Source organism: Verrucomicrobia bacterium S94 (assembly GCA_004299845.1).
Taxonomy (GTDB): Bacteria; Verrucomicrobiota; Kiritimatiellia; order Kiritimatiellales; family Pontiellaceae; genus Pontiella.
In genome coordinates, this window is record CP036201.1 from 1899030 (window position 1) to 1921435 (window position 22406).

Consider the following 22406-nt stretch of genomic DNA (forward strand, 5'->3'; position numbering starts at 1 on the left):
TCATGGCAGACGCACTCTGACCTTAAAAAATCCCTGATCAGTATCCACCAACTCATTCTCCTGAATCATGCCTTCAGTCGTTGTTGAATTCGTACGAACAGCACTCCATCCCGTTGCACCTTCCGCTAAGTTGGTTGAAAAAAACACGGTATAAATGCGCCCACTGATAACGTTGTAAGAAAGCGAACTCTCATTCAGACTCATGGAAAAATATGAATACCGGTCAACGGGATCAGTTCCTGCAATAAACTCATCCATATTGCGCATCCCATCGGCATCATCATCCGCATCGCTCATAGCACAGCTTATATTATTAAAATAAGTTGTTTCCCATGCATCCGGTAATTGATCTGCATCCATGTCATTCGCAGCAACTAAAGGATTTATAGCATAAACAGCGTAAGCATATTCATTCCAGGTCATCCCTTCATCCGCTTCAAAGTGCAAAACACTACGGGTTTTACCGGCAGTATATTCAAACGGGACATAAAATTCCCCTTGTACCCACCGAGTCACCTCATTCGAAAAACCGGCATCAGCAAAGTACCATTCACCGACCTCCGCATCATCCACAAAAACACGCGCCTTCTGCCGACCACTTCCGGCATCAAAAATACGGCGGATCAATAATCCGTCGTTCATTGAAGGAATATTCACTGCAAACGTTGAACCGGTACAAATATACCCCGTATTCTCCAGAAAAACGTCCTGATGATCTCCCGTAAAAGAGAAGGTATTTGTAACACTTCCCTCATTGGATCCATAACACTGATATTCAGATAACGCCTCATCTTCGGCATTTCCCAGATCAATGTTTCCGCAGTGTGATAAACCGGAGGACTGCCCAAGCTGCTTATAATAATAGACCACCGAAGACATCCTGCAGCCCACTTCATTCACCCTCCCGTGCTCCATCCCGATTTTAATAGAAGAATTAAAGGGAATTACATCCCCCACATGAATCCGATACGCACTAATCCAGTTATTCTCCGCACTCATACTAAAAGGATTGGAGCGTATTGGCGTCCCATGATACGGCAATAAATCGGAACCCTGATTATAATACCACCCGCAATTAAAATAGTCCTCATTCCCCGTTCCATGCAATTGAGGGGTCAGGCATCCATCAATATAAAACCGCTCATCCCCTTCCAGAAAAGCCAATCCGTTATTTCCTGATTTTTCGCCCCCCGTACTTGCCAGATTAATGCCGACATAATGCCCTCGGCCCACTTCATTCAAAGCAATAAAATCGGATGTGATAATGCCGTTTGTATACGAACCGACCGCATGATGAGCCATAAAATAACCGGCGAGCTGTGAAGAGAACTGATTTGTTCCGACCCCAATGCGGAACGGAACATTGCCCACAGCAGAACTTCCTCTGTTTTCCAAAGAGATCGTTGCTGAATTCCAATAAGGCATCGGGAAATAACAATAACAGGTCCGATTACTCATCCCGACCATCAAACCGTTTACCGACACCTGTCCGAACCCGGATCCGAAAAATTCTCCCAAAGGCACCGACCACGAAGATTCGATCTGCCCATCCCAAGTGACAGACAACCAAAGATTTGACCAGCTCTGCTTATTAATAACCGGCATCTCAAACACCAAACTGTTTACGACACCGCTTCCTTCTAAATCAGCAACTAAACAGTTCGTATCCGCCCCAAGCGTCAACTCGCCCGCATAATATATATTTTCATCCGTCGGCTTCGGGTCCTGTCCAACGGCATTAAACTGAGCCAGAACCGATTCATTATCTTCAGTCCCCGTCCATGAAACCACTTCATCAGAAGACGAAAATCGATGATAGGTTATATTATAATACATCCAATACGTATCATCACTCCATGCCTGACGCATCTCCTCACCGGGAATATCATCCAACGTAATACGACACCGAGTCGCATATGCAATCGGAACATAGGAGTACAACCCACCGCTCGAGTCTTTTTTATCTCCCACAAACGGTTTTATAAAAGGATCAACGGTTCCGGAAAACAGATCCGCTATAGAACACGAAAAACGGGGAACAACATCATCATCGATATAAATTTTTACCCAGGTGTTGGATGCATAATTTTCTTTATAATCTGGATGAGGGCCACCATGTGTCATCCAAATTCGATAAATACACCCCGCCCCAATCTCATCAAAAATCACGTAGTCGCCCTGATCATCCCGATAAAGCCAGCTATTGCGATCTGCATTTCCCCCATTCCGCTCAAAACTTGAAACCTGATGGGCAGACACACCACGACGAATTAAAGGCAGTTCTTCAATGTGCTCCAAGGCGGCCAAACCATAATTTCCAATCCCCGCCCAGGCACCTCCTAACAAAGTAATCCACGCCGAAAAAACACAAAACACCTTCCCCATTTATAATTCCCCCGTATCCACAATTTATATTCTTCCGGAAAAATGACGGCACAACGACACAGAGTCACTTTTCCATCGACCAAACCCTATTCGCAGAAAACAACATCATCCGGTCATTCACGAAAAATTCAAAAGAATGAACGCCCTGATTCATTCAGAGGATATTTCGTACGTTTTAATTCCTAAAACCTGAAGCGTCGCCAGCCAGAGAAACACCGGAACAATATAAAGGTACCGTCGCCAGAGTCGTTTAGGATCCTGACATAACCGATAAAGCCACTGTAACCCGGAATTTTTAATCCATTCCGGCGCATCCTTCTGCAATCCGGCATGAATAGGAAACGCCGCTCCAACCCCAAGCATAATGCCGGCCTCCAAAGGGTGTTCGTTTAACCCGGAACGATGAGGCCTATAATTTGGATCAGACAGACGGGGATCATGACTCGACATGAATTTTTCCTGCTTGGGCGTCGAAAGTCCTACCCAGAAAAAATCAGGTTTACATTCAGAAACGATTTTCCGGAGCTCCTCTTCCTCCCCCTCATTCAAGGCTCTGAATGGAGGCGCATACATACCGACAATCTGAACCCCGGGAAAACGGGTTTCCAGGTTTCTTTTCAAGCGGACCAACACCTCCTCGGTTGCGCCATATAAAAAATGGGTGCGCAATCGAGGAGACTTCATCATTTCATCCTCCACAGCAGCACCAACATCCAACCCCCCCGTTTCATCCTGAGAGGGATAGAGGTAGTTCGATTCCAACGCCCCCGAACCTCGCTTAACGCCTTCAGCTTCAGGCTTTAACCCTTGCCGATCCATCCCCTCACAACTCCGGCCCGACACAGGATTAGCAGTCGCCTCAAAAACCCTAAGCATTAAATCCGGCCCATACACCCGGCCCATTTTTGTAAACCCCTGTTCCCGGCCCATCCAAACCGTTGGCATACCATCCGGCACCGTTAAAAAAGATCGGTTATGGATTTTCCGCAACTCAGGATCACGTTGCGACTCAATCACCCCATGCACTCCGGTCACACAAACATATCCCTTCTGACCCCGAGCCCGGGCAACCAACAAATCCTGAACCGCATCATTCATGTTGAGAGAAGACACCCCGACACCCAACACATTAGTACGTCGCCGCTCAGTATGTTCTTTATCTAACACACAAACCCCATTCCAAAATATACAGCCGATTCACCCATCATACTCATGCAGCCATCGAACCGTTTTTTCCACGCCTGCTTTCAGGCTGAAAGGCGGCTCTCCGAAAACATCAAAGGTTTTTTCAATCGGAGTCAGATAATCCTGTGTCATACTTTCATACCGGGAAGAAGTTAAAGCAAACTTTCTACCCGTAACAGCCGTAATCACATCCCCGACCCATCCTATCAATTGCAAAAAAAACCGAGGAACTTTTCGCGCCCTTTTACCGGTCAACTGTAACGAAAATTCATTCACCCAGTCATAAATATCTTCAGCTCGGTCGCCCACATAAAATACAGCTTTATGCACCTGAGCCTTCGGAGCTTTAAAAATTTCATCCATCTGCCAAATAATATTTCCCACATATCCATAGCAACGGATAACAGGCTTCCCCCCCGGATGCAGATAAAGCCCCTTTCGAATTATCCTCCAGGCTTCGGAACGATAGCGCATATGCCAAGGCCCCCAAATATTTTCCGGACGGATCAACGTCCAGATGCAATTCAACCCCGCCTCCCGTGTCAACTGCTCCGTAATAACCTTACTTTGGCCATAAACCGTATGCGGACCATAATCAGTATCATTCTCAGGAAAATGTTCCGGGCCACAGACATATTGAGAAGAAGTAATAATTACCCGTTCAATACAAGAGCATGCCTTGATCGCCTCCAGCACATGCTGTGTACCTGTAATATTTACATCATACTCCACATGAACATCCACATCCTCAACACAATCCGTCCGGGCCGCCAAATGAATCACATGCGTCGGAGCAAATGCAGCAACAGATGCAGAAAGCATCGAGGCATCCATAATATCCACACGTTTCCAGAATGCCCGATCTTCAGGATTCAAAGGTTCCGCAATATCCAAATTCAAAATGGCATCCGCCGACTCCCGATAAAAATGAATCAGGTTCGTTCCGATAAATCCCGAGCCTCCTGTCAAAAGCAATCTCACCCAATCACCTCTTTATAAACCTGCATCATCTTCGAATAAAACGCTTCAAATTCAAAATTCATCTCAAACCGCTTACGCCCGGCTTTCCCCATGCGAATTCGAAGCTTTTCATCAGTCAGCAGTTTCCCCATCGCCTCAGCCAGAGCATTTGAATCCCTGGCCGGCACCAGAAAACCGGTTTCACCCTCAACGATCTGCTCAGCTGTCCCCCCGATATCTGTTCCTATAACAGGAAGCCCCATGGCCATCGATTCAATCACCACGCCGCCAAAAGGCTCCGGCAAACCAGACGGCACCACCGAAACATCCAGCGCGGCATACGCCGCTTTAATATCCTCAACATCCCCCGTCAGAATAAATTGATTCTCAACACCCAGCCGAACAATCAATTCCTCCAACTGTTTCCGGTGCACCTCATTCCCCGGAAAAGGACTGCCGATAATCAGATAGCGTACATGTGGAAATTCGGGTTTAAGTCTGGCAGCAGCTTCAACTAAATACTCCTGGCCCTTACGCTCAAATTTAATGCGGCCTACCACACCGACCGTCAAATCATCTTTCAAATCAAAACGTTCTCGAAAAGCCCGAATCCGATCCTCGGAAACAACAGAGAACTCCGCCAAAGGAAACCCATTGTAAATCGTTTGAACCTTATGGGCAGCCGCACCTTGAAACTGATCCGCCACCGCATTCGAAACCGCAATCACACGCCCCGCCAACAAACCGATCAGCTTTTGATACCCCCACCAAAGCCTACCGAATTCAGAAAAAGATTCCCGCATGTGCCAAACCACCGGAACCCGGCAAATACGCCCTGCTAAAGGAGCAATAGGCAACAAAGCCGCATTAACATGAATCACATGGGGACGAAATTTTCGAATCATCTTCATGCAGAACAAAAATGAAGGAAGAAAGCCTGTCAAGAATTTCAATTTCCCCCGTAGCGAAGACCATGTTGCGCGCTCGATGAATTGATTGCGTATCGAGTGAAAAACGGGAATCCCCGCGCTAGCCAGGCATTCCGATAAAGGTCCCTCATCCCGCAAGATAACGTGAACATCGTGCCCTTCCTCTTGTAACCGAGACGACAGTCTCAGCAAAGATCTGGAGGCTCCGTAAAGGTCACATCCATTATGAAAAAAGAGAATTCGCATCATTCAAAATTCAGTCCCAAATATTCGGAACACAAATTATGCACCAGAAGACCTCCGGAAAACGGGAAAAACTGTTGGAAGCAGATTTTTACAAATTACTAACCAGATAAAACGCGGATTGCCTATTAAATACCGACGCCATAAACGCCTGGGCTCTATACAAAGCCGAAACAACCACTCCAACCCACAAGACATCATCCAACGTGGAGCCTGACGAATATTTCCTGCATGAAAATTAAAAGCCGCTCCAACGGCCAACAAAGCATTTGCATTGAGCCTAGGAGCAAACTTACCAACCCAATAATCCTGTTTGGGCGTACCTAAACCACACCACACAATATGAGCCCCTGACTCATTGATCATATTAACGACACTCTCCTCCTCTTGATCTGTCAAAGGTCGAAAAGGTGGAGAATACATTCCCGCAATCTTAAGCTGTGGAAACTGACGAAGCAAATTAGCTTTCAGCTTCTCCAAAACATCATCCGTAGCTCCATAAAAAAAATGGGAAATATTTTTTCCATTGGTTTTCCTGCAAAGATCCAGCATGAGATCTGGACCATACACACGTTTACTCTTGTTCAGACCATAAAAATGAGCCATCCAAACCAACGGCATCCCATCGGTAGTCGCCATGCCCGCATTATTAATAATTTCCGCAACCTCGGGGTGATCATATGCATACACACATGTATCCGCTGTACAGAAATTCACATGATGCCTGACTCCTGATTCAATCCAACCCAAAACTCGATCACCTGCGGACTCCAACGTCATCGAAGAAAGAGAAACCACTCCTACAGGGAAACGATGATAACCCTCCGCATCTCGGAATGGAGTTTGTTTTCGCTTCTTTTTCATAAAAGACATTTTCCACACCCTAATTAATTTCAGCATATCGACTTCTTAATCGATAGTCCCTCTATATACTTGCCTCTCATCAGGTCTCCTCATAGCCTTCTTATAAATCCCCACCAACTGATGATAATTAGCTCCAGCGGAATACTTTGCCTCAAAAAGTAAACGCGCAGCTCTACCCATCGCCTCCATCTCACGAGGATTTTCTAATGCGAACACCAATTTCTCACCCAAAGATTGAACATTCCCTGCCTCAAAAAGAAGCCCAGTTTTCCCATCTTGAATCAACTCTTCAATAGCCCCAATACGGCTGGCAATAACCGGCACCCCTTTTCCATAAGCCTCAATGGCTACCCTCCCGAATGTTTCATACCATTCTGAAGGAAAGATGAGACATTTTGATTCTCCAATTATATTCAACGTTTCCTCCGCATCTAACCGCCCCATAAACTTGATCGATTTTAAATCAACCTTCATTTCGAGTGCCTGCCGGTCGGGGCCATCTCCAATAATAACCAACTCATACCCCTGCAACTGTCCCTGTGCAGAGAGCGTCTCCCAGGCTTCGAGTAAAGTATTCACTCCTTTTTCCGGCGAAAGCCTCCCGACAAAAACGAAACGTTTTTTATCCGCATCTCCCCGCCCAGGATCCGGGTTGACAAAATTTGGTTTAACAATTATCCGCTCTTGTGGAATTCCTGCCTCTAACAATTTGGTTTTAACAAATGCAGATAATGCGATGAAATAGTCTACTTTTTTGGAAAAGCTACGCAAAATATGATGGTGTGTGAATTGCATGCTGGCGACTACAAATGATGCCAATTTACTGTCGCGATAGCATGCGTACTTTATCCCCGGCCAAGCAAAAGTTTTATTAAAGCAGAGCTCACAAATCTTACCTTCTCTATGAAAAAAAGCATTCAAACAAAATAAACGATAGTTTCGAACCGATTGCACAACGGGCACTCCGCACTTTTTTGCCGCGAAATAAACTGATGGTGAAATAAGCGGGAAAAAATTCTGAACATGCATGACCTCAATCTGCTGTTCAGAAATAATACGCTTGATCTCTCGATACGACGTAACCGACCAAATGGTCCGGAAGGCAATGCGGAAACGTCCAATTCGGCCAATTGAATCATTATGCATGCTATACAGCTCCACAGAATGTCCATGCTCCTTCAACAAGGCGACTTCGGACTCCATCGAAACATCTTCCCCACCCCGTTGCTGATAATAATTATGAACCATTAAAATTCGTATCATTCAAAACCTTCAATTTTTTATATGTACAGGGCTTCACCTGTATGTATTGCGAATCCGTAAAGAACTTTCCTAATCAGCTCGATAGTGACTGTGAATGCCCCACGCCTTAGAGCGAGCCCCATAAACTTTGCGCAATACAGAAACGGGAACCAATGTTCGGACAAATGCGATCAGAAGAAACTTCACATATGGTGTTACAAACAAAATACCCCCCCACGGCCCCCAATGTCTTAAATAAAAAGTGAACATTGGACCAAATGAGCGAGAACTTTTTTTCCCAAAAAAACCGTTCCAAATTTTAGCGGGCGGAATATCACCAAGCAACCAAGACTGCTGCTCATCGCTCAAGTTATCATCATTTTCAAATCGAGCCGTTCCTACAACAAAAGCTTGAATCCCCTTTCGCCGTGCCCTTAGCCCATAATCTGCATCGGCGGGAGCCATTGGTATGCGCTTGGCATCGAGATATCCGATCGCATCAACCACTTTGCGGGGCAGGCAAACCGCATTCCCACCAAATGCATCACAGGGAACAACATCGCTTTCAGAACAAGACAAAAGCCTCAATCCCAACCATGTTTTTTTATGCCCCCCATAATAATGTCCCGAAGGACAAAAAGCCTGACCTACCGCAATAACATCATGCTTCAAACTGTATTTATAAAGGGCTGATATTGCATTTCCTCTAGGCACACAGTCATCATTCAACCAAAGCAGATACTCAGCACCAAAATCATAAGCATATTGCATCCCCATATTGATGCCACCCGCCCACCATAAGTCGCCATTCCCCTCTAACAAAATTACCTGAGGAAATTGACTGCATATCGCATCCGCAGTTCCATCCGTTGATTGATCATCCACCACGATGACATCCGCCCAGTCAAAAATCCGACATTCTGCCAGGTGATTCAAACAGGTCAAAGTAACTTTAACACGATTGTATACAGGGATTATTATGGCCACATTTTTCATACCATTCCCTCAAGATTCATTCGTGGAGGAAAAAGCAAACTCATCCCGTAATCGACGATACAGTTCCGTATCCAACAAATTCGCCTTTTCGATTTGCTTGCGCTCCTCATGAGAAAGTTGTCCAGGTTTTCCACAGCCGACATTAAGCCGTTGTTCTCCTAACGGACCACGAAAACCTGCCATCATGCGCAAACGATCCATAAAAACATCCAATTGATCAAGAAATCCAACAAGATCATAAGTTTCTTTTATTACCCTAAACGCTTTCTCTACAGCATCGCTTGGCGCCGCTTCGGCCTCATCTGCTTTCAATCCTGAAAAATGAGTCACATACCAATTTCGGTGGGCGTCAGACCGGACGTACTCCTCTAATGAACAAGTAATCCCATGTTTATCTCTAGTATAGTAATAGTGAGAAATCACACGTTCTACAGGCTCCCTGAACACGGTTATCTTCAGGCAATCGGGATGCGCCTCTCCAACCAAATAATGTGCATTATGGCCAAAAACCAGATCATATCCATATCGTCTCGACTCCGATAATTCCCGAAAGCCCCTTACCGAATCATCTCCATTACGATCCGTTGGATATCGCTTACGGTATGGATAATACTGTTTCAAGGAATCCCGAAAAGTCGTACCTCCGCACTTTGGCAGATGCTCAAACAGCACTTTTCGCGCTCGCGAAGAACGATAAAAATCATATCTGAACTCCGCACATAACTCCTTAAAAAACCTTCTCCTGAAACAAGAAAACCTCACAAAAACCTCTCAAAGTATACCGCTCGCCAACTAACGTTCAGCTCCAACACAATTACAGCATACGCCACAGCAACCTTAATAACCGTAAGGATAAAAATATACCCTCCGCCAGACATTCTAAATAATTTAGCATCACCTTGGCCCGATTGTGCACCGGAATGACAAAGGCATTCTTTCTTAAAGATTCACCCTTCAAAAAACCTTTTACCGCACCGGGTCCTTCAGTAGCTCAATAATTTCCCCGGCAGCCCGATCCCAACTGGCCTCTCCGTGAACTAAAGCTAACCCAGCCAAAGACATCCTTTCATACAGATCCTTATCCAACAAAATCTTTTCCATTGCTTTGGCAGCGGCGATGGGGTCCAATGGATCAACAATATAGCCAGTTTCCCCATCGATAACAGCCTCTGGAACTCCTCCATGATCTCCGCCGACCACGGGCTTCCCACAGGCATTCGCCTCTAGGAATGTGAGTCCAAACCCCTCAACATACGCCCCATCTTTTCGGGATAGCATGATGTAAAGTGAGGATGCATGATACCAGAGAGCAATCTCTTCGTCCGGAACATAGCCAGTAAAAACCACGGATTCCCCGAGATCCAAACGAGCGACCAGCTCTTTCAGCCGGACCTCTTCCGGCCCAGTCCCCGCGATGACCAAAACTGCATCAGGGACGGAGGTGCGCAATTTGGAAAAAGCGATGATCGCCTGATCCACGCCCTTTCTCGGAACCAGACGGCATAGCGAAAGAATAATCCGTTTCCTTTGCAACTGATATCGAGCAATCAGAGCCTCAACGCGCTCTCGGGGCACATCAGAAAATTGTTCTGCATTAATTCCATTTTTAATCACAACCGTCTTGTCCGCGTACTGAGGGAGACCTTCAACAATAATTTTATGCGTGTAGTCACTAATCGCAATAATCCGCCATGCGCGGCGATAAACCGGCATGGCAAATAGGCGCAAAAAAAATGAATCGTTTTGATCTAGAAACTCTGTGCCATGAATGGTGATCATCATTTTCCGTCGAAACAAAAACGACAGCAAGGCCGTCACCATCCCAGACCGCCACTCAGCGGCCCACAAAACCGCATCACGGTCCAGCGACAAGCACTTGATCATTTGAATTGCTCTGAAAAAATGACGGATAACTGGAATGCGCTGATATGCCCTGTGAACGGGAAACGGCAATGTTGCATCATACGCGTCATCCATCTTCGTTTTTCGCGCCGCGACGACCCGCACTCGCACACCACGTCGAACAAGCGCCGAAGCAAATCCCAGACAATAACTCCCCACTCCACCGCTTATCGGCGGAAACTCATTGGTTTGAATCAGGACTCCGTTCATATCACACTTTTTTCTCGCCAGTTATCAGATGGCAAACAAGGTTAACGACTACTGTAGATTGAACTCCAGCACACCGCAAAGCCACACGATATTCTTTATGCTGAAATAGCTTCATACTTTTCAGCAAGATTGGAAACAGCCTCCACGGACGCTTCAACTTCTCGCTTACGAAGAAAAGCGAAAACCAGATAAACACCCAACATAGAAAAAGTCATCATAGGCAGGTTTCTTTGGAAAAAACCGGTGTACCAAAAGTTAATATTGGCGGAGTAAAAATTGAGGATGCACCACACCATCCATCCCTCCAGCCGGTGACTTTGTTTATGTAAAATGGAGACCGATAAAATAAAGGTCGCAAGCTGAGCGATGCCCAACAAGACCGCCCCGACAATGCCCACCATATCCAACGCCGAAGCCAGCCCCGAGTGCCACAGCTGGGTGACCTCAAAATACAAGAATTTATCTCGAGCCACCGATTCAGCCATCATCCAGAAATCACCCACCTGGCCGCGTCCAAACCAAGGGTGCTTCCAAAATTCATTCGCAAAAAACCGCCGAACCAACTCGGCTCGCCAGTCAATTCCGCCCATCGCAGAAATAGCCACCTTGGTTTGATAAACCCCAGGCAAAGAGCCCAACACACGCTGAACAGGCAGGGGCAGAATTTCGATAGAATCGCCCAACCCGATCGCCAGCCCCCAAATCCCCGCTCCGCTTATCAGGCTCATGATAGCCCATTTTTTACAATAAATCCCAAAAAAGACCAAGATCACAACCGCAAAGCGAATGAGGAAGCCACGATAACCACTCATTAAAACCAGTACCCCCCCAGCGCAATCCAGATTAAATAGCGGAAAGGTAACCCGGCACGAAACTTGACGTCTCGATGCGTCACATATTGGGCAATTACAAAGAGTGTCAAATAGATTCCAAACTCACGAAAACTGGCTAGCCGCAACACCGAATCAGCGGTCCCGCGCAACACATCCATCACCTCAAAGTTAATGTCCGTCGTAAAATAATAGGTAATAAAGGCTGTTTGGGGACTCACATAATTCAAGCCATCAATCAGCGTCGCAAATATGGCGGTACCCAGGGCTACATGAGGAATTTTATTGAGCTTTATCAGGGGAATTTTACCTTCGAAGAGAAGCCAACCAAATAACAGCAACAGAATATATTTGGCCGCATACTTCAAACCGCCTGCAGGTCCATAATTGTAGCCAGAAAGAATCCCTTTTTTCTTTAAGATGGTAATAATCACAAAAATGGAAAAGACACCCACCAACGCACCTATTCCGATCCGGGCTGAAGGGGGCAAATCATCGGGACGCTGCTCCACCGTTTGCCGTAACGCAACGCTCAGAAGAGCAATGCCCACCGCCGCCGCAACCGCATAGTAGACATAGGGAACATTTTGAACAAAAGGGGAACCGCCTTCATACCACATCATGCCAAAAACAAAAGCAGGTAACATCGTTTTGAAGCGGAACGCCAGATATACCGCAAAAATAACCACCAACGGCAAAATTGCCATCACAATGTTTCCGCCAGCAAGGGTACGCGCTAACAGCATGGCTAGGACTAAACCACCCAACACCACCAGAAACTCAACAAACTTTCGATCTAACATACAAAATTCCCGACTGTTATTTTAACAGATGTATTAAAAGTATTTCTCAACAACAAATTTGAACACATAGCATTGAGCTAAGGAAAATACAAAAACATGCTGAACATAGTTCATCGCTTGAGGGCAGAAACGTCGGCATTACTCTTCCGCAGAACAGGAACTTAACAGTTCAACAGCGGCCTGATACACCTGTCCGGGTGTTACCGCAGTAATGCAATGCGCATGCTCCATCATGCAACAATCGATGCAGGGCGCCATGGCTTTTTCAGGCCGGCAAATTCGATGCGGCACACCATACGGACCAAACCGCTCCGGCGCGTTGGCGTGGTTTGGATCACCGCCCTGTACATGGCACGAAATCTCCACCACCGGAACACCTACCGCAGCCGCCATGTGCATCGGCCCCGAATCATTCCCAATAAACAAAATGGCATCTTTCATCAATGCAGCTGTCTCTAATAACGAGAATTTTCCAGCTGCAGAAGTCACATAAGATCCCGTGAGTTTAATCAAAGCCTCCGCTACTGCAACATCATCGCCAGCACCAACTATCACAAACTTCAGATCAGGACTTCGTGCTTTAAGTTGCCGAACTACGTTTGCGTAATAATCCACAGGCCAAGACCGGCGTCCTATTCGAGCCGCATTACAGCCAACTATGATATAAACCTCTCCCTCTAACCCCATAATTTCTTTAGGCTTACCTGCATTGTCTTCATTAATCTCAACCGAATATTCGTATTCAGAAGGTTCCGCCACCTCGAATAAGTTCATCATTTGAAGAACTTCATGCACTCCGGACTCGACAGGCTTCTGGAGGGCATACATCCAATTCCATCCCGAATCATTCCACGAAATTCGATGTTTTGTGAGCGATAGCAAACAAAGAAGTTTATCGCCCAAGGTTCCTTTGCGTCGAGGCAGATAGACTCGATCATAAAAAATTAGATTGTTTAAAAGTATCCATTTTATCGTACGAACTGAGGCGCTCACCTTTTCCAAGCCCGTTAATTTTCGGTCAGGCCGGTCAAAAACCAACACGCGATCGACACAAGCAACAGTCTCTAACCATCCCTTCGAAAACGACGAAACTACGACAGTAATAGAACAGCTAGCATTCTGTTGCTTTAACGCAACTAAAACCGGAACTAATAAGATTAAGTCCCCTATTCCATCAGGTTTTATAACTAATATTTTCACAATGTTCTCTTACTGCACTGAACAACCCTTGCTGGATTTCCCGCAAGAACAGAACCTGCCGGATAGTGCCCTTTTTTAACAACTGCACCCGCACCGACCACACAACAATCTCCCAGCTCAACCCCTTTTAGAATGATAGCGCGAGAGCCTATAAAACATTTTTTTCCGATCTTTACTGCAACAGGATTAGTTTTATCTACGCGACACCAATCATCGTCTTTCCATATGTGAAAATCATTGTCCATAATCATCGCACCTGCACCAAAAAGGACTCCGTCTTCGATATGGATTTCTTTCGCCGCACAAATACTGGTAGCACTACAGCCAACATTATTTCCGATATAAATTTTTGCCTGCTCTAGTATTGTCCGGATAATGACCGGTTGATTACAGCCTAGCGGATTCGAATTCACCGAACTACGCAATGTCAAATTATCTCCAATCACAATACTGGAATCTTTATAGAGTGAAATTAATGGTCGGCCGCAATAGAGTCCGCCTTTACCCACCCAAACCCCTCTAAGACGCAACATAGCACTAAAACACCAAGAAAAAAGTAAACGATATAAGGATATGGTTTTACATTTAGCAACACGAAAAATTCTAAATAAAAACTGCATTACAAACCTTCTACAAGCTTTCATTACACGAAACACATTCAACACCAGGAATTATTAATTTGCATCGAAAATAACGCCTCTAATACGTTCAACATAGTCCAAGAAAACGTTATCCGAAAGCGCAGTTAATCGATCGCGCTCAGCATCACGAGCCTTCAACATTCGCTCCAGATCTGAGCAGATTTGCTGAGCATCCGCATCTTTCACATAGTATACTGGCATGCTTAACTCCTTCACCATAAGCATGCGAGAATCTGTACCAACCGCAACTGATGGGATACCCATTCCTGCAAAAGCAACCGCAGCGTGCATCCGATTAAATACGCCTGCAATACCCAGCGCTGCCAAATTAAAGTATTCCTCTACCGTTCTAGGGAAAAAACGAGGAATATCAGGGAATAGCTGGCCAGCTAGATGGAACTCTTTTTGATCATGACAAATACAGGCCACTGGATGACTTTTTCGTACTTGCTCAATAATTGAACGTACCGTTGTTTCCCATCTTTTAGTATCTATATTCTGACCAAAGTCAAAATGCCCGCCGCCCTGCATATAGTTAAAAAAAACAAACTTAGCATCTGCAGTTTTTTTCTTATACTTTCGACCGGCAAGAAATGCCGAACAGATCTGTTGCTGCGCCTCAAGTTGCATCTCCTCAAGCAATTGCTTTGAAAGGCGATCACGCACCATGGTCAATGCACAGGCTTTTGTAATTTTTTCAATAAAATAAGCATCATTAGTATTTAATTCTTTGTGATTTTCAGGAATTCTCTCCCACGGATAACATGAGCCAGCAGCAAGGTTCAAAACAGGTATACGTTTGCCTAACCGACAAAGGATATGTTCCCAAATAATTTTCGCCCATTCAGCCTGAGAGCATTTGTTAAAAAAAACAGGTGCTCCACACTGAATGACTAAATCACAGTCTTCAAAACGACTTCCATGAAATCGATTCATCACCCCATCAAGGAAGCGACTTGCTGTTACACGGCCTTTGGGCAAATACTTCACCCAATATAATGGATGAAAACGCGGATAAATATCACCTGGAACGTGTTTGTTTACATACGTAATTTCCAGATCTTTGGAAATCGCTTCTCCTAATGCCAACAGGATGCCTTCACGAATGAAGTCATCCCCAATATTAGTATCCACCGTTGTAATCAGTCCTACTTTCACATTGATCCTTTCTTATAAAAAATCTGTTTAAAAATCCGAATTGAAAAATTCATTTAGTCGACCGCCCGCTTACGCACTGCGGAAGCGATGCTCCGCCATCCCGTAAAAATGGCGCGCCACTGGATCGGCACAAGAAACCGATAAGGGCGAATTACGTGATGCGAAAAGAAGCCCGCACAGGCCACTGAAAGCACCATCGCTATCGCCGAGCCATGTATACCCCAGACCGGAATCAGCCACCAATTGAGACCTATGCTGACCACACACCCCATTAAGTTGCGCAGAATAACCCAGTTTTGAAGCCCTTCAATAATGATTAACTGGCCTGAGGCCGCCGCCAGCGCCATAAAAATGGAGCGCCATGCGGTAATTTGCAGCACCGGAATCGCGGATGCATATTCTCGCCCATATAGCACCAGAATGGCCGGATAGGCCAGAAGACTCATCGCAACGGCCATTCCGATTCCGCTCCAAACTATTAAATCCATAAACTGCTGCCGTTTGATGAGATAGCGCGTGCTATCGGCTTCATGTACCTTGACAAGTATGGGGGTAATCGTTTGCGCAATCATCATGGGAATAAAGGTTGAAAATTCGGTCAATTTGGCAGCGGCAGAAAACTGTCCAAGCGCGGCATTGTCGAGCATGTTCCGAATCATGATGGCATTTATTTTTTGATAAACGACGATGGCGGCGCCCGAAAGCAACAGGGGAAACGAGGCTCGAATGAGCATTCCGGCGGTGGCCCGATCAAATCGCCAGGCCATGGAGTCGGGGGCTTTTTTGCGATAGGAGAGAACATATCCACCGGCCACGAGAACAATATCGAAGGCGCTGGCCGCAATAAACCAGGTAAGAGAACAGTGTGCCCACAGCAACACCACTTTAATAAGAGCGCCCAGCACCGTTCTGGCAATCTCTGACTTGACAACATATTCGTTCAGAATGATGGAGGTGAAATAGTTTCTGATCACATTTAAGGAGCTAAAGATGAGCGAGACGGAATAGACCATTACCATGGTAAAGGTGTATCGGTCTGACTCAAACAGGATCAGGGTGGTTAGAATGAGGACCAGCGCAATACTGGCAAAGAGTAGGCGCAGGCCAAAGGCAGTGCCAAGCAGTGCGCCTTTATCAGCCTCGTGTTTGGACAGCTCGCGAACCTCGATTCCATCCAGCCCAAACGTCGCTAAAATGGAGAAGAGCATCACATAGCTGATGACATAATTCATCAGACCAAATTGTTCCGGCCCTAGATAGCGGGCCACCAAAATGCCTACCAACAAACCACTGGCAATTTGAACAACCTTTCCGGAAACGGCCCAATAGACATTACGGACCACTTTTTCCCGATTACCCGAAAGCTTTAGTATCTTAAAAATGCTATTAATTAATCTCATAAAATCTTTATTTTCTGATGCGTCGCAGGCTGTCTTGTAAAAGGGTCGGCTTCTGGATTAAAGTACTTGAGCGGGCAGCTGAGCACCTGCGGCGCGGTTTTAGCCTGATCTATTCACGCGCCCGGTATTGAGTTTGTTTTTTTTGCGTTGGATGGGTGCTGGCAGGCCGCAAACGATTGATGCCTGCTTGTTTTTTCGGAGTTTGATCGGATTTGGGCAGACCTCCCCTTTACTCCTGTATTTTATTTGCGCAGGGGACCGCCGGTCTGCCGCCTATCCTGTATTTGGAAAGGTGTCAGTTCGTGGAAAGGTGTCAGTCCGATTTTTCGTGATTCGATTAGCTCTGCAATGGCCAGGCCTACGAGTGCGATGAAACTTAAAACGAGCGAGCTCGTGAATCGCTTCGCCGTTAAAACCATCAAAAGAAAAGCGTTTCTCGGCGTTGTTTCTTCCGCAGCATAAATGCGTAGGTTAAGTGTTCCCGATGAAGCGAGAGTGCTGGCAATCAAGCCACCGTCTGCAACCAATGCGATGCTTCACCCCTCCAGCACCAAATAGATTGCACTGTTCCCCAAAAGGCGCAAACGACATCCGGTTTTCCAATCATTGGAAGTGCCTGAATTAACCCAGGATATGCGACTTTGAGTTCTTCTTTCTATTCGTCTGCTTTTTCAAATATTAGTTTTCCGGCACCGGTTTTTCCTTTCCGGTGCGGCGGTCGGTGCAGACACCGATGATTTCCGGGACGGATCCGCCGGCGCGGATGACCTGAATCCAGTCGCCGATCCGCAGATCAAGAGCCCGCAGGTGATTTTCATTATGCAGTGTGGCAGAACGCACAGTGGCACCGTTCATTTCTACCGGCTCGAAATGCGCTATCGGCGTCCATTTCCCGGTTTCACCCTGCGACCATTCAATCCGTAATAATTTCGTCAACTTCGGCGGGTGTTTATATTTTCGTGCCAGTGCTCCTCGGGGATGGTGCGTGGTGGCTCCCAGCTCTTCATAACGGTCAAGATCATTGACTTTGATCACGATGCCGTCGGTTTCATAAGGCCATTGTGAGCGTCGGCCATTCAGACGGGTGATTTCACCGGGAACCTGATCCGCCGGAACAGCAACCGATTCAATAGTCGGCAATCCGAATGCCCGCAAACGTTCCAGAGCCTTCTGATGGGTTTCCGGCCGGCCATCGCCTTCGATCCATTCAAAGATGCGTAAACTCAGACCGCGCCGCGAAATTTCAGCATAATCGGCAAGCCGCAGGGTTCCCGCGGCGGAATTGCGGGCACTTTTCAGTCTGGGCTGACCCTGTGCAGCTCTTCGGTTATTCAGTTTTTCAAATGCGGCCCGCGTTAGAAAAAGCTCACCGCGCACCCGGAGCTCCCGCGGTTGTTCTGCAAGCACGGTCGGAATACAGCCGGCCGCCAGAGCAGCCCGCGTCACATCCTGTCCTTTTTCTCCATCGCCTCGGGTCAGGGCCCGGACCAGCACCCCATTCTGATAGTGGAGTACGATGGTCAGTCCATCAATCTTCGGCTCAATACAAAAATACTGCCGGGTTCCACAGGTGTCGATAAATGCAGCCACTTCCTCGTCGGTATACGCCTTTTTGAGGCTCAATACCGGCTTTTGATGCAGAACGGTATTACGCGGGTCTACAGCCCCGACCCCGCCCTCTCCTGCCAACTCCGGATAATCCGCAATCAGCTGTTCGTAGCGACGGCGTAATTCATCATAGGCTTCATTGCCCATGATAGGATCCGCCCGGTTGAAATAGGCCTCGTCCGCCTGCGCCAGAATCGCCCTAAGATATCCGGCCTGCACCTTAATTTCCTCCGGAGCGGCAACGCTGAATCGGGCGAGGCAGAACAGCATTATAAGCAACTGAAAACAGCTTATGATTTCAGTCCGGGGTTTCCCCGGGAAATACCGCAGAACCAACATATGCATGATCATTTCAACGAGTCCGTCTGATTTTTTCGTTCAGGATCCAATCCTTGTTTTTTCTTCATGAAGCACCTGAAAACCGTGCGACCATTCCCAGACGTTCCGGCGACAAGGTATTGCCTTATACCAAAGGTTAAAACGATCAGATATAAATTTGATCCCTCGCAGCGGCGCTGAGGACGCTGAGAAATTCAGTCATAAACGGCTCCGCGCTCTCTGCGTCGCTGCGCGGAATAACGCTGTCGTAAGACCGGAATGTTTTAGTAAATGGTATTAGACAGCAGCCTGGTGCAGATACGTTTTAAGTTTTTGCTTCGGCAGTGCCAGACCGAGGTCCGATGAAAGCCGGGTGAGCTGTTCCGACGGATTGTTCATGATCTCGTTGAATTCGACGACGGTGACCCAGGGCTGCTCAGCGGCCCAGCGTTCACGCCCTTCATCACCGTTCAGCTTTTTCCAAAGTACAGCTTCTTTCAGTCTTTGCGGAATGAAGCGATAAAATCCCGTACCGCGTCCATAGGTTTTGAAGTATGATGCAATACACTGTCGTTTGTCGCGCCGCACAAGCACCACACGGGCTTCCGGAAACAGCTCGTGAATCACCGGCAGAAAACGCAGATGCTCGGCTGTTTTTTCGATAAGCGTCGAGCAGCCTATTCTCTTTTGGAATTCCTCAAAACAGCTTTCCGCCAGTTTTCCGAATCCGAAAATCTGTTCCGTATCCTCCAGTTTTTCCTTCAGTTTCTGCAGTTCATGCTCCCCGACCGGATCAAGTGCAGGTTCCCCTTCGCATTCCTCCGGAACGGCCTCCGTCACATGACCGCATTTCAACAGCATGTTTTTCAAAGACTGCTCCAGCCGATTCTTCCCGAAAAGCCGATCAGCAAACCCACGGCATTTAAAGTATACCCATGAATACGGAAAAACGCCGGTCGGATACATGAGACGCTGATAGAGGTGGATATCCGAACGGGCTCCGACGCGGCAGAACAGACCCGTATTCTCCAGACAGCCGGTATTTTCCGCCAGGGCCAGCGCTCGGGCCACAAAACTGGTTCCCGAACGAGGGGAGCCCACAATAAATATAAGTTCAGGCATGGTTTAACTGTCTTTCCGGGCATTTCCCGGCTGCCGGGAATTACTGCTCAACGACGCGGTAGAAGCCGGCCTCATTGGTCGCGGAAAATGTCCAGTTGGTATTCATGCTGAATGACTCGGAAACAGCATTCCAGACATTGGAAGCGAGGTTCGTACTCGACTGCAGCACATAATTGGCTGCAGCGGTTCCATTGAATTCCGCCGCAATGTTTACCCAGTCGTTGGAGGTTTTCAGGCTGAGGGAAAGATCGCCGCTGCCGTCCAGCACGTCCAGATCAATCGTTTGAAGTCCGATCACACTGTTGGTGTTGCCAACGTACAACGTTAATTCATTGTGAGCTTCGACGATAAGATTAGTTGAATAAAACTGGACGACTTTGTTGGGAAGATCGCCATATGTGATATCAAACGGAGCTTTTCCGGCGACGGCTACCGTAAAAACCGAATTTGAATTAAAGCCGACCATATCGAACGCTTTGATCTGAACCTGTTTGTCAAATGACAGAATTATTGACTCCCCATATTCGAAGCGATCCGTGTCATCACCGGTTCCATGTACGGTTACGCCCAGACTGGTTGCCGTTGTATTGATTTTCTGACCCGCATCGCCCGAACGGGCCGTAATTTTCAAATCCGGTATTTCCACAACATTTGTGGTGATACCGGTCTTATCGGCTTCGTCCAGCAGATCCCCTGTTGTCAGAAAACCGCTTCCTCCATTATGCAAAATCAGGCTTTCCGCATTCACCGAAACACTGAACAAACCGATAACGAGCCAACTCCACGTTTTCATTTTCTCTCCTTTTCCTGTTAATTAAACTTGCTATCAATAATTAACAGATTATCAGAAAAGAAAATGAAGCATCAACTTTGAGTGATCAATTTTTTCTTTATCACTTTAACTAAGTAAGAATGTTTTACTGAATCAGCGGCAGGAATCAGGTGACCGACATTTATACTGTACAGTAGCGTTCCTTAAAGTCCTCATAGGCAAGGGCAATGCCTTCGCGCAGTTCGATTTTCGGTTCCCAGCCCAGTTTCCGGAGTTTGGAGGAATCCATCAGTTTACGCGGAGTACCGTCCGGTTTGGAGGAATCCCATTCAATGATGCCTTTGTAGCCCACAACGTCGGCAACCGTTTCGGCCAGTTCCTTAATGGAGACTTCTTTCCCGGAACCTACATTAACGTGTGACTGCACCGTCCCGGTTTCATCCTCGAAAGCCACGTCGGCATAGCTGGTATGTTCCAGCAGAAAAACACACGCTTCGGCGAGATCATCGCTATAGAGAAATTCACGCAGCGGCGAACCGCTTCCCCAGCATTCCACCTTTTCCAGCCCCTGCTCTTTCGCTTCATGAAAGCGGCGGATAAAGGCCGGCAGCACGTGGGAATTCTGCGGATGATAATTATCGCCGGGCCCATACATATTCGTCGGCATAGCTGAAATAAAATCGGTGCCGTACTGACGGTTATAAGCATCGCACAGGCGAATACCCGCAATCTTGGCAATGGCATAAGGCTCGTTGGTCGGCTCCAGCGGACCGGTCAGCAGATGCTCTTCCAGCATGGGCTGCGGGGCCATTTTCGGATAGATACAGCTCGACCCGAGAAAAAGCAGTTTTTTCACTCCGTGCTCTTTCGCCGCATGAATCACGTTCATCTCGATCATCATGTTTTCATAAATGAACTGCCCGCGGTAGGTACTGTTCGCGACAATACCGCCGACTTTTGCAGCCACCAGCACGACATACTCCGGTTTCTCGGCCGCGAAGAAATCGTTCACAGCCTGCTGATTGATCAGATCCAGCTCATCATGCGTTTTCCCGATCAGGTTGGAATAACCATGACGTTCCAGCGCACGCCAGATTCCCGATCCTACCAGTCCGCGGTGACCGGCAACGTAAATTTTTGAATGTAAGTCCATTTCAATACCTTTCCAGAAATATTATCTCGCGCTGAGACGCTGAGAGCGCAGAAAAAAGAGATGTATCATTCTTCGAGTCCATTTACCGCTCGCCGAATACCGTCTTTCATAAGAACATCTCCAAAATTGAGCAGATAACCTAATCGCATACCGGTCAGCCGAAGATAGGTTTGTAATTGCCTCATGTGAACAGGTGTAATCATCTCAAGGGATTTTAACTCCAGAATGATTTTGTTATTCACAACAATGTCAGCCCGAAAACCTTCATCGAACTCTATTCCGTTATAATTGATTGGAATTCCTACTTCAGTCTGAACATCCAGCCCCTGTAACACCAATTCATGAGCCAGAATCTTTTGATATACCGATTCCAATAATCCCGGTCCCAAAGCCTGATGAACCTGAATTGAACATTTAACAACAATTGTTCCTATTTCATTTTCAGTCATCGATAGTTTTCTCTGCGAACACTGCGTCTCTGCGCG

Annotated in this window: 20 protein-coding genes; all 20 read right to left on the bottom strand. The window is 46.8% G+C overall.

Annotated features, from left to right (window positions below; translation table 11 throughout):
• The gene (locus EGM51_07940; GenBank protein ID QBG47321.1) at positions 1–2385 is read right to left on the bottom strand and encodes a DUF2961 domain-containing protein; all 2385 of its coding nucleotides are present in this window, start codon (positions 2383–2385) and stop codon (positions 1–3) included.
• Positions 2386–2535: 150 nt separating this feature from the next.
• Positions 2536–3552, bottom strand: a complete 1017-nt coding sequence (locus tag EGM51_07945; protein ID QBG47322.1) for a glycosyltransferase — start codon at positions 3550–3552, stop codon at positions 2536–2538.
• Between the two features lie 30 nt (positions 3553–3582).
• Complete coding sequence (locus EGM51_07950; GenBank protein QBG47323.1) at positions 3583–4551, bottom strand: NAD(P)-dependent oxidoreductase; 969 nt, start codon at positions 4549–4551, stop codon at positions 3583–3585.
• A complete protein-coding gene (locus EGM51_07955) occupies positions 4548–5708 on the bottom strand; it encodes a glycosyltransferase family 1 protein (GenBank protein ID QBG47324.1) in 1161 nt (386 codons plus the stop codon). The genes EGM51_07950 and EGM51_07955 overlap by 4 nt, the downstream gene beginning before the upstream one ends.
• 33 nt (positions 5709–5741) lie before the next feature.
• Positions 5742–6602: a glycosyltransferase gene (locus EGM51_07960; protein QBG47325.1), complete on the bottom strand. Its 861-nt coding sequence runs from the start codon at positions 6600–6602 to the stop codon at positions 5742–5744.
• 9 nt (positions 6603–6611) lie between these two features.
• On the bottom strand, positions 6612–7826 hold the full coding sequence (locus EGM51_07965) for a glycosyltransferase family 1 protein (GenBank protein ID QBG49275.1): 1215 nt from the start codon (positions 7824–7826) through the stop codon (positions 6612–6614).
• Between the two features lie 72 nt (positions 7827–7898).
• A complete protein-coding gene (locus EGM51_07970) occupies positions 7899–8804 on the bottom strand; it encodes a glycosyltransferase family 2 protein (protein QBG47326.1) in 906 nt (301 codons plus the stop codon).
• Positions 8805–8813: 9 nt separating this feature from the next.
• Positions 8814–9566, bottom strand: a complete 753-nt coding sequence (locus EGM51_07975) for a hypothetical protein (protein QBG47327.1) — start codon at positions 9564–9566, stop codon at positions 8814–8816.
• 204 nt (positions 9567–9770) lie between these two features.
• On the bottom strand, positions 9771–10916 hold the full coding sequence (locus EGM51_07980; protein ID QBG47328.1) for a glycosyltransferase family 1 protein: 1146 nt from the start codon (positions 10914–10916) through the stop codon (positions 9771–9773).
• A gap of 95 nt (positions 10917–11011) precedes the next feature.
• Positions 11012–11728 (bottom strand): hypothetical protein, encoded by a 717-nt coding sequence (locus EGM51_07985; protein ID QBG47329.1) that lies wholly within the window; start codon positions 11726–11728, stop codon positions 11012–11014.
• Entirely contained in the window at positions 11728–12549 is an 822-nt protein-coding gene (locus EGM51_07990) for a hypothetical protein (protein QBG47330.1), read from the bottom strand. Before EGM51_07990 ends, EGM51_07985 begins: the two co-directional genes overlap by 1 nt.
• Positions 12550–12687: 138 nt before the next feature.
• A complete protein-coding gene (locus EGM51_07995) occupies positions 12688–13749 on the bottom strand; it encodes a glycosyltransferase family 9 protein (GenBank protein QBG47331.1) in 1062 nt (353 codons plus the stop codon).
• Complete coding sequence (locus EGM51_08000) at positions 13746–14393, bottom strand: acyltransferase (protein ID QBG47332.1); 648 nt, start codon at positions 14391–14393, stop codon at positions 13746–13748. The genes EGM51_07995 and EGM51_08000 overlap by 4 nt, the downstream gene beginning before the upstream one ends.
• A gap of 30 nt (positions 14394–14423) precedes the next feature.
• Entirely contained in the window at positions 14424–15554 is a 1131-nt protein-coding gene (locus EGM51_08005; GenBank protein ID QBG47333.1) for a polysaccharide pyruvyl transferase family protein, read from the bottom strand.
• A 47-nt stretch (positions 15555–15601) separates the two neighbouring features.
• A complete protein-coding gene (locus tag EGM51_08010) occupies positions 15602–16948 on the bottom strand; it encodes a flippase (GenBank protein QBG47334.1) in 1347 nt (448 codons plus the stop codon).
• Between the two features lie 678 nt (positions 16949–17626).
• Positions 17627–18907, bottom strand: a complete 1281-nt coding sequence (locus EGM51_08015) for a hypothetical protein (GenBank protein QBG47335.1) — start codon at positions 18905–18907, stop codon at positions 17627–17629.
• Between the two features lie 264 nt (positions 18908–19171).
• On the bottom strand, positions 19172–19996 hold the full coding sequence (locus EGM51_08020) for a sulfotransferase (protein ID QBG47336.1): 825 nt from the start codon (positions 19994–19996) through the stop codon (positions 19172–19174).
• A gap of 40 nt (positions 19997–20036) precedes the next feature.
• Entirely contained in the window at positions 20037–20789 is a 753-nt protein-coding gene (locus tag EGM51_08025; protein ID QBG47337.1) for a hypothetical protein, read from the bottom strand.
• 160 nt (positions 20790–20949) lie between these two features.
• Entirely contained in the window at positions 20950–21921 is a 972-nt protein-coding gene (locus EGM51_08030) for a GDP-L-fucose synthase (protein QBG47338.1), read from the bottom strand.
• A 65-nt stretch (positions 21922–21986) separates the two neighbouring features.
• Positions 21987–22370, bottom strand: coding sequence for a GxxExxY protein (locus EGM51_08035; protein ID QBG47339.1), 384 nt, complete (start codon positions 22368–22370; stop codon positions 21987–21989).
• Positions 22371–22406: the final 36 nt, after the last annotated feature.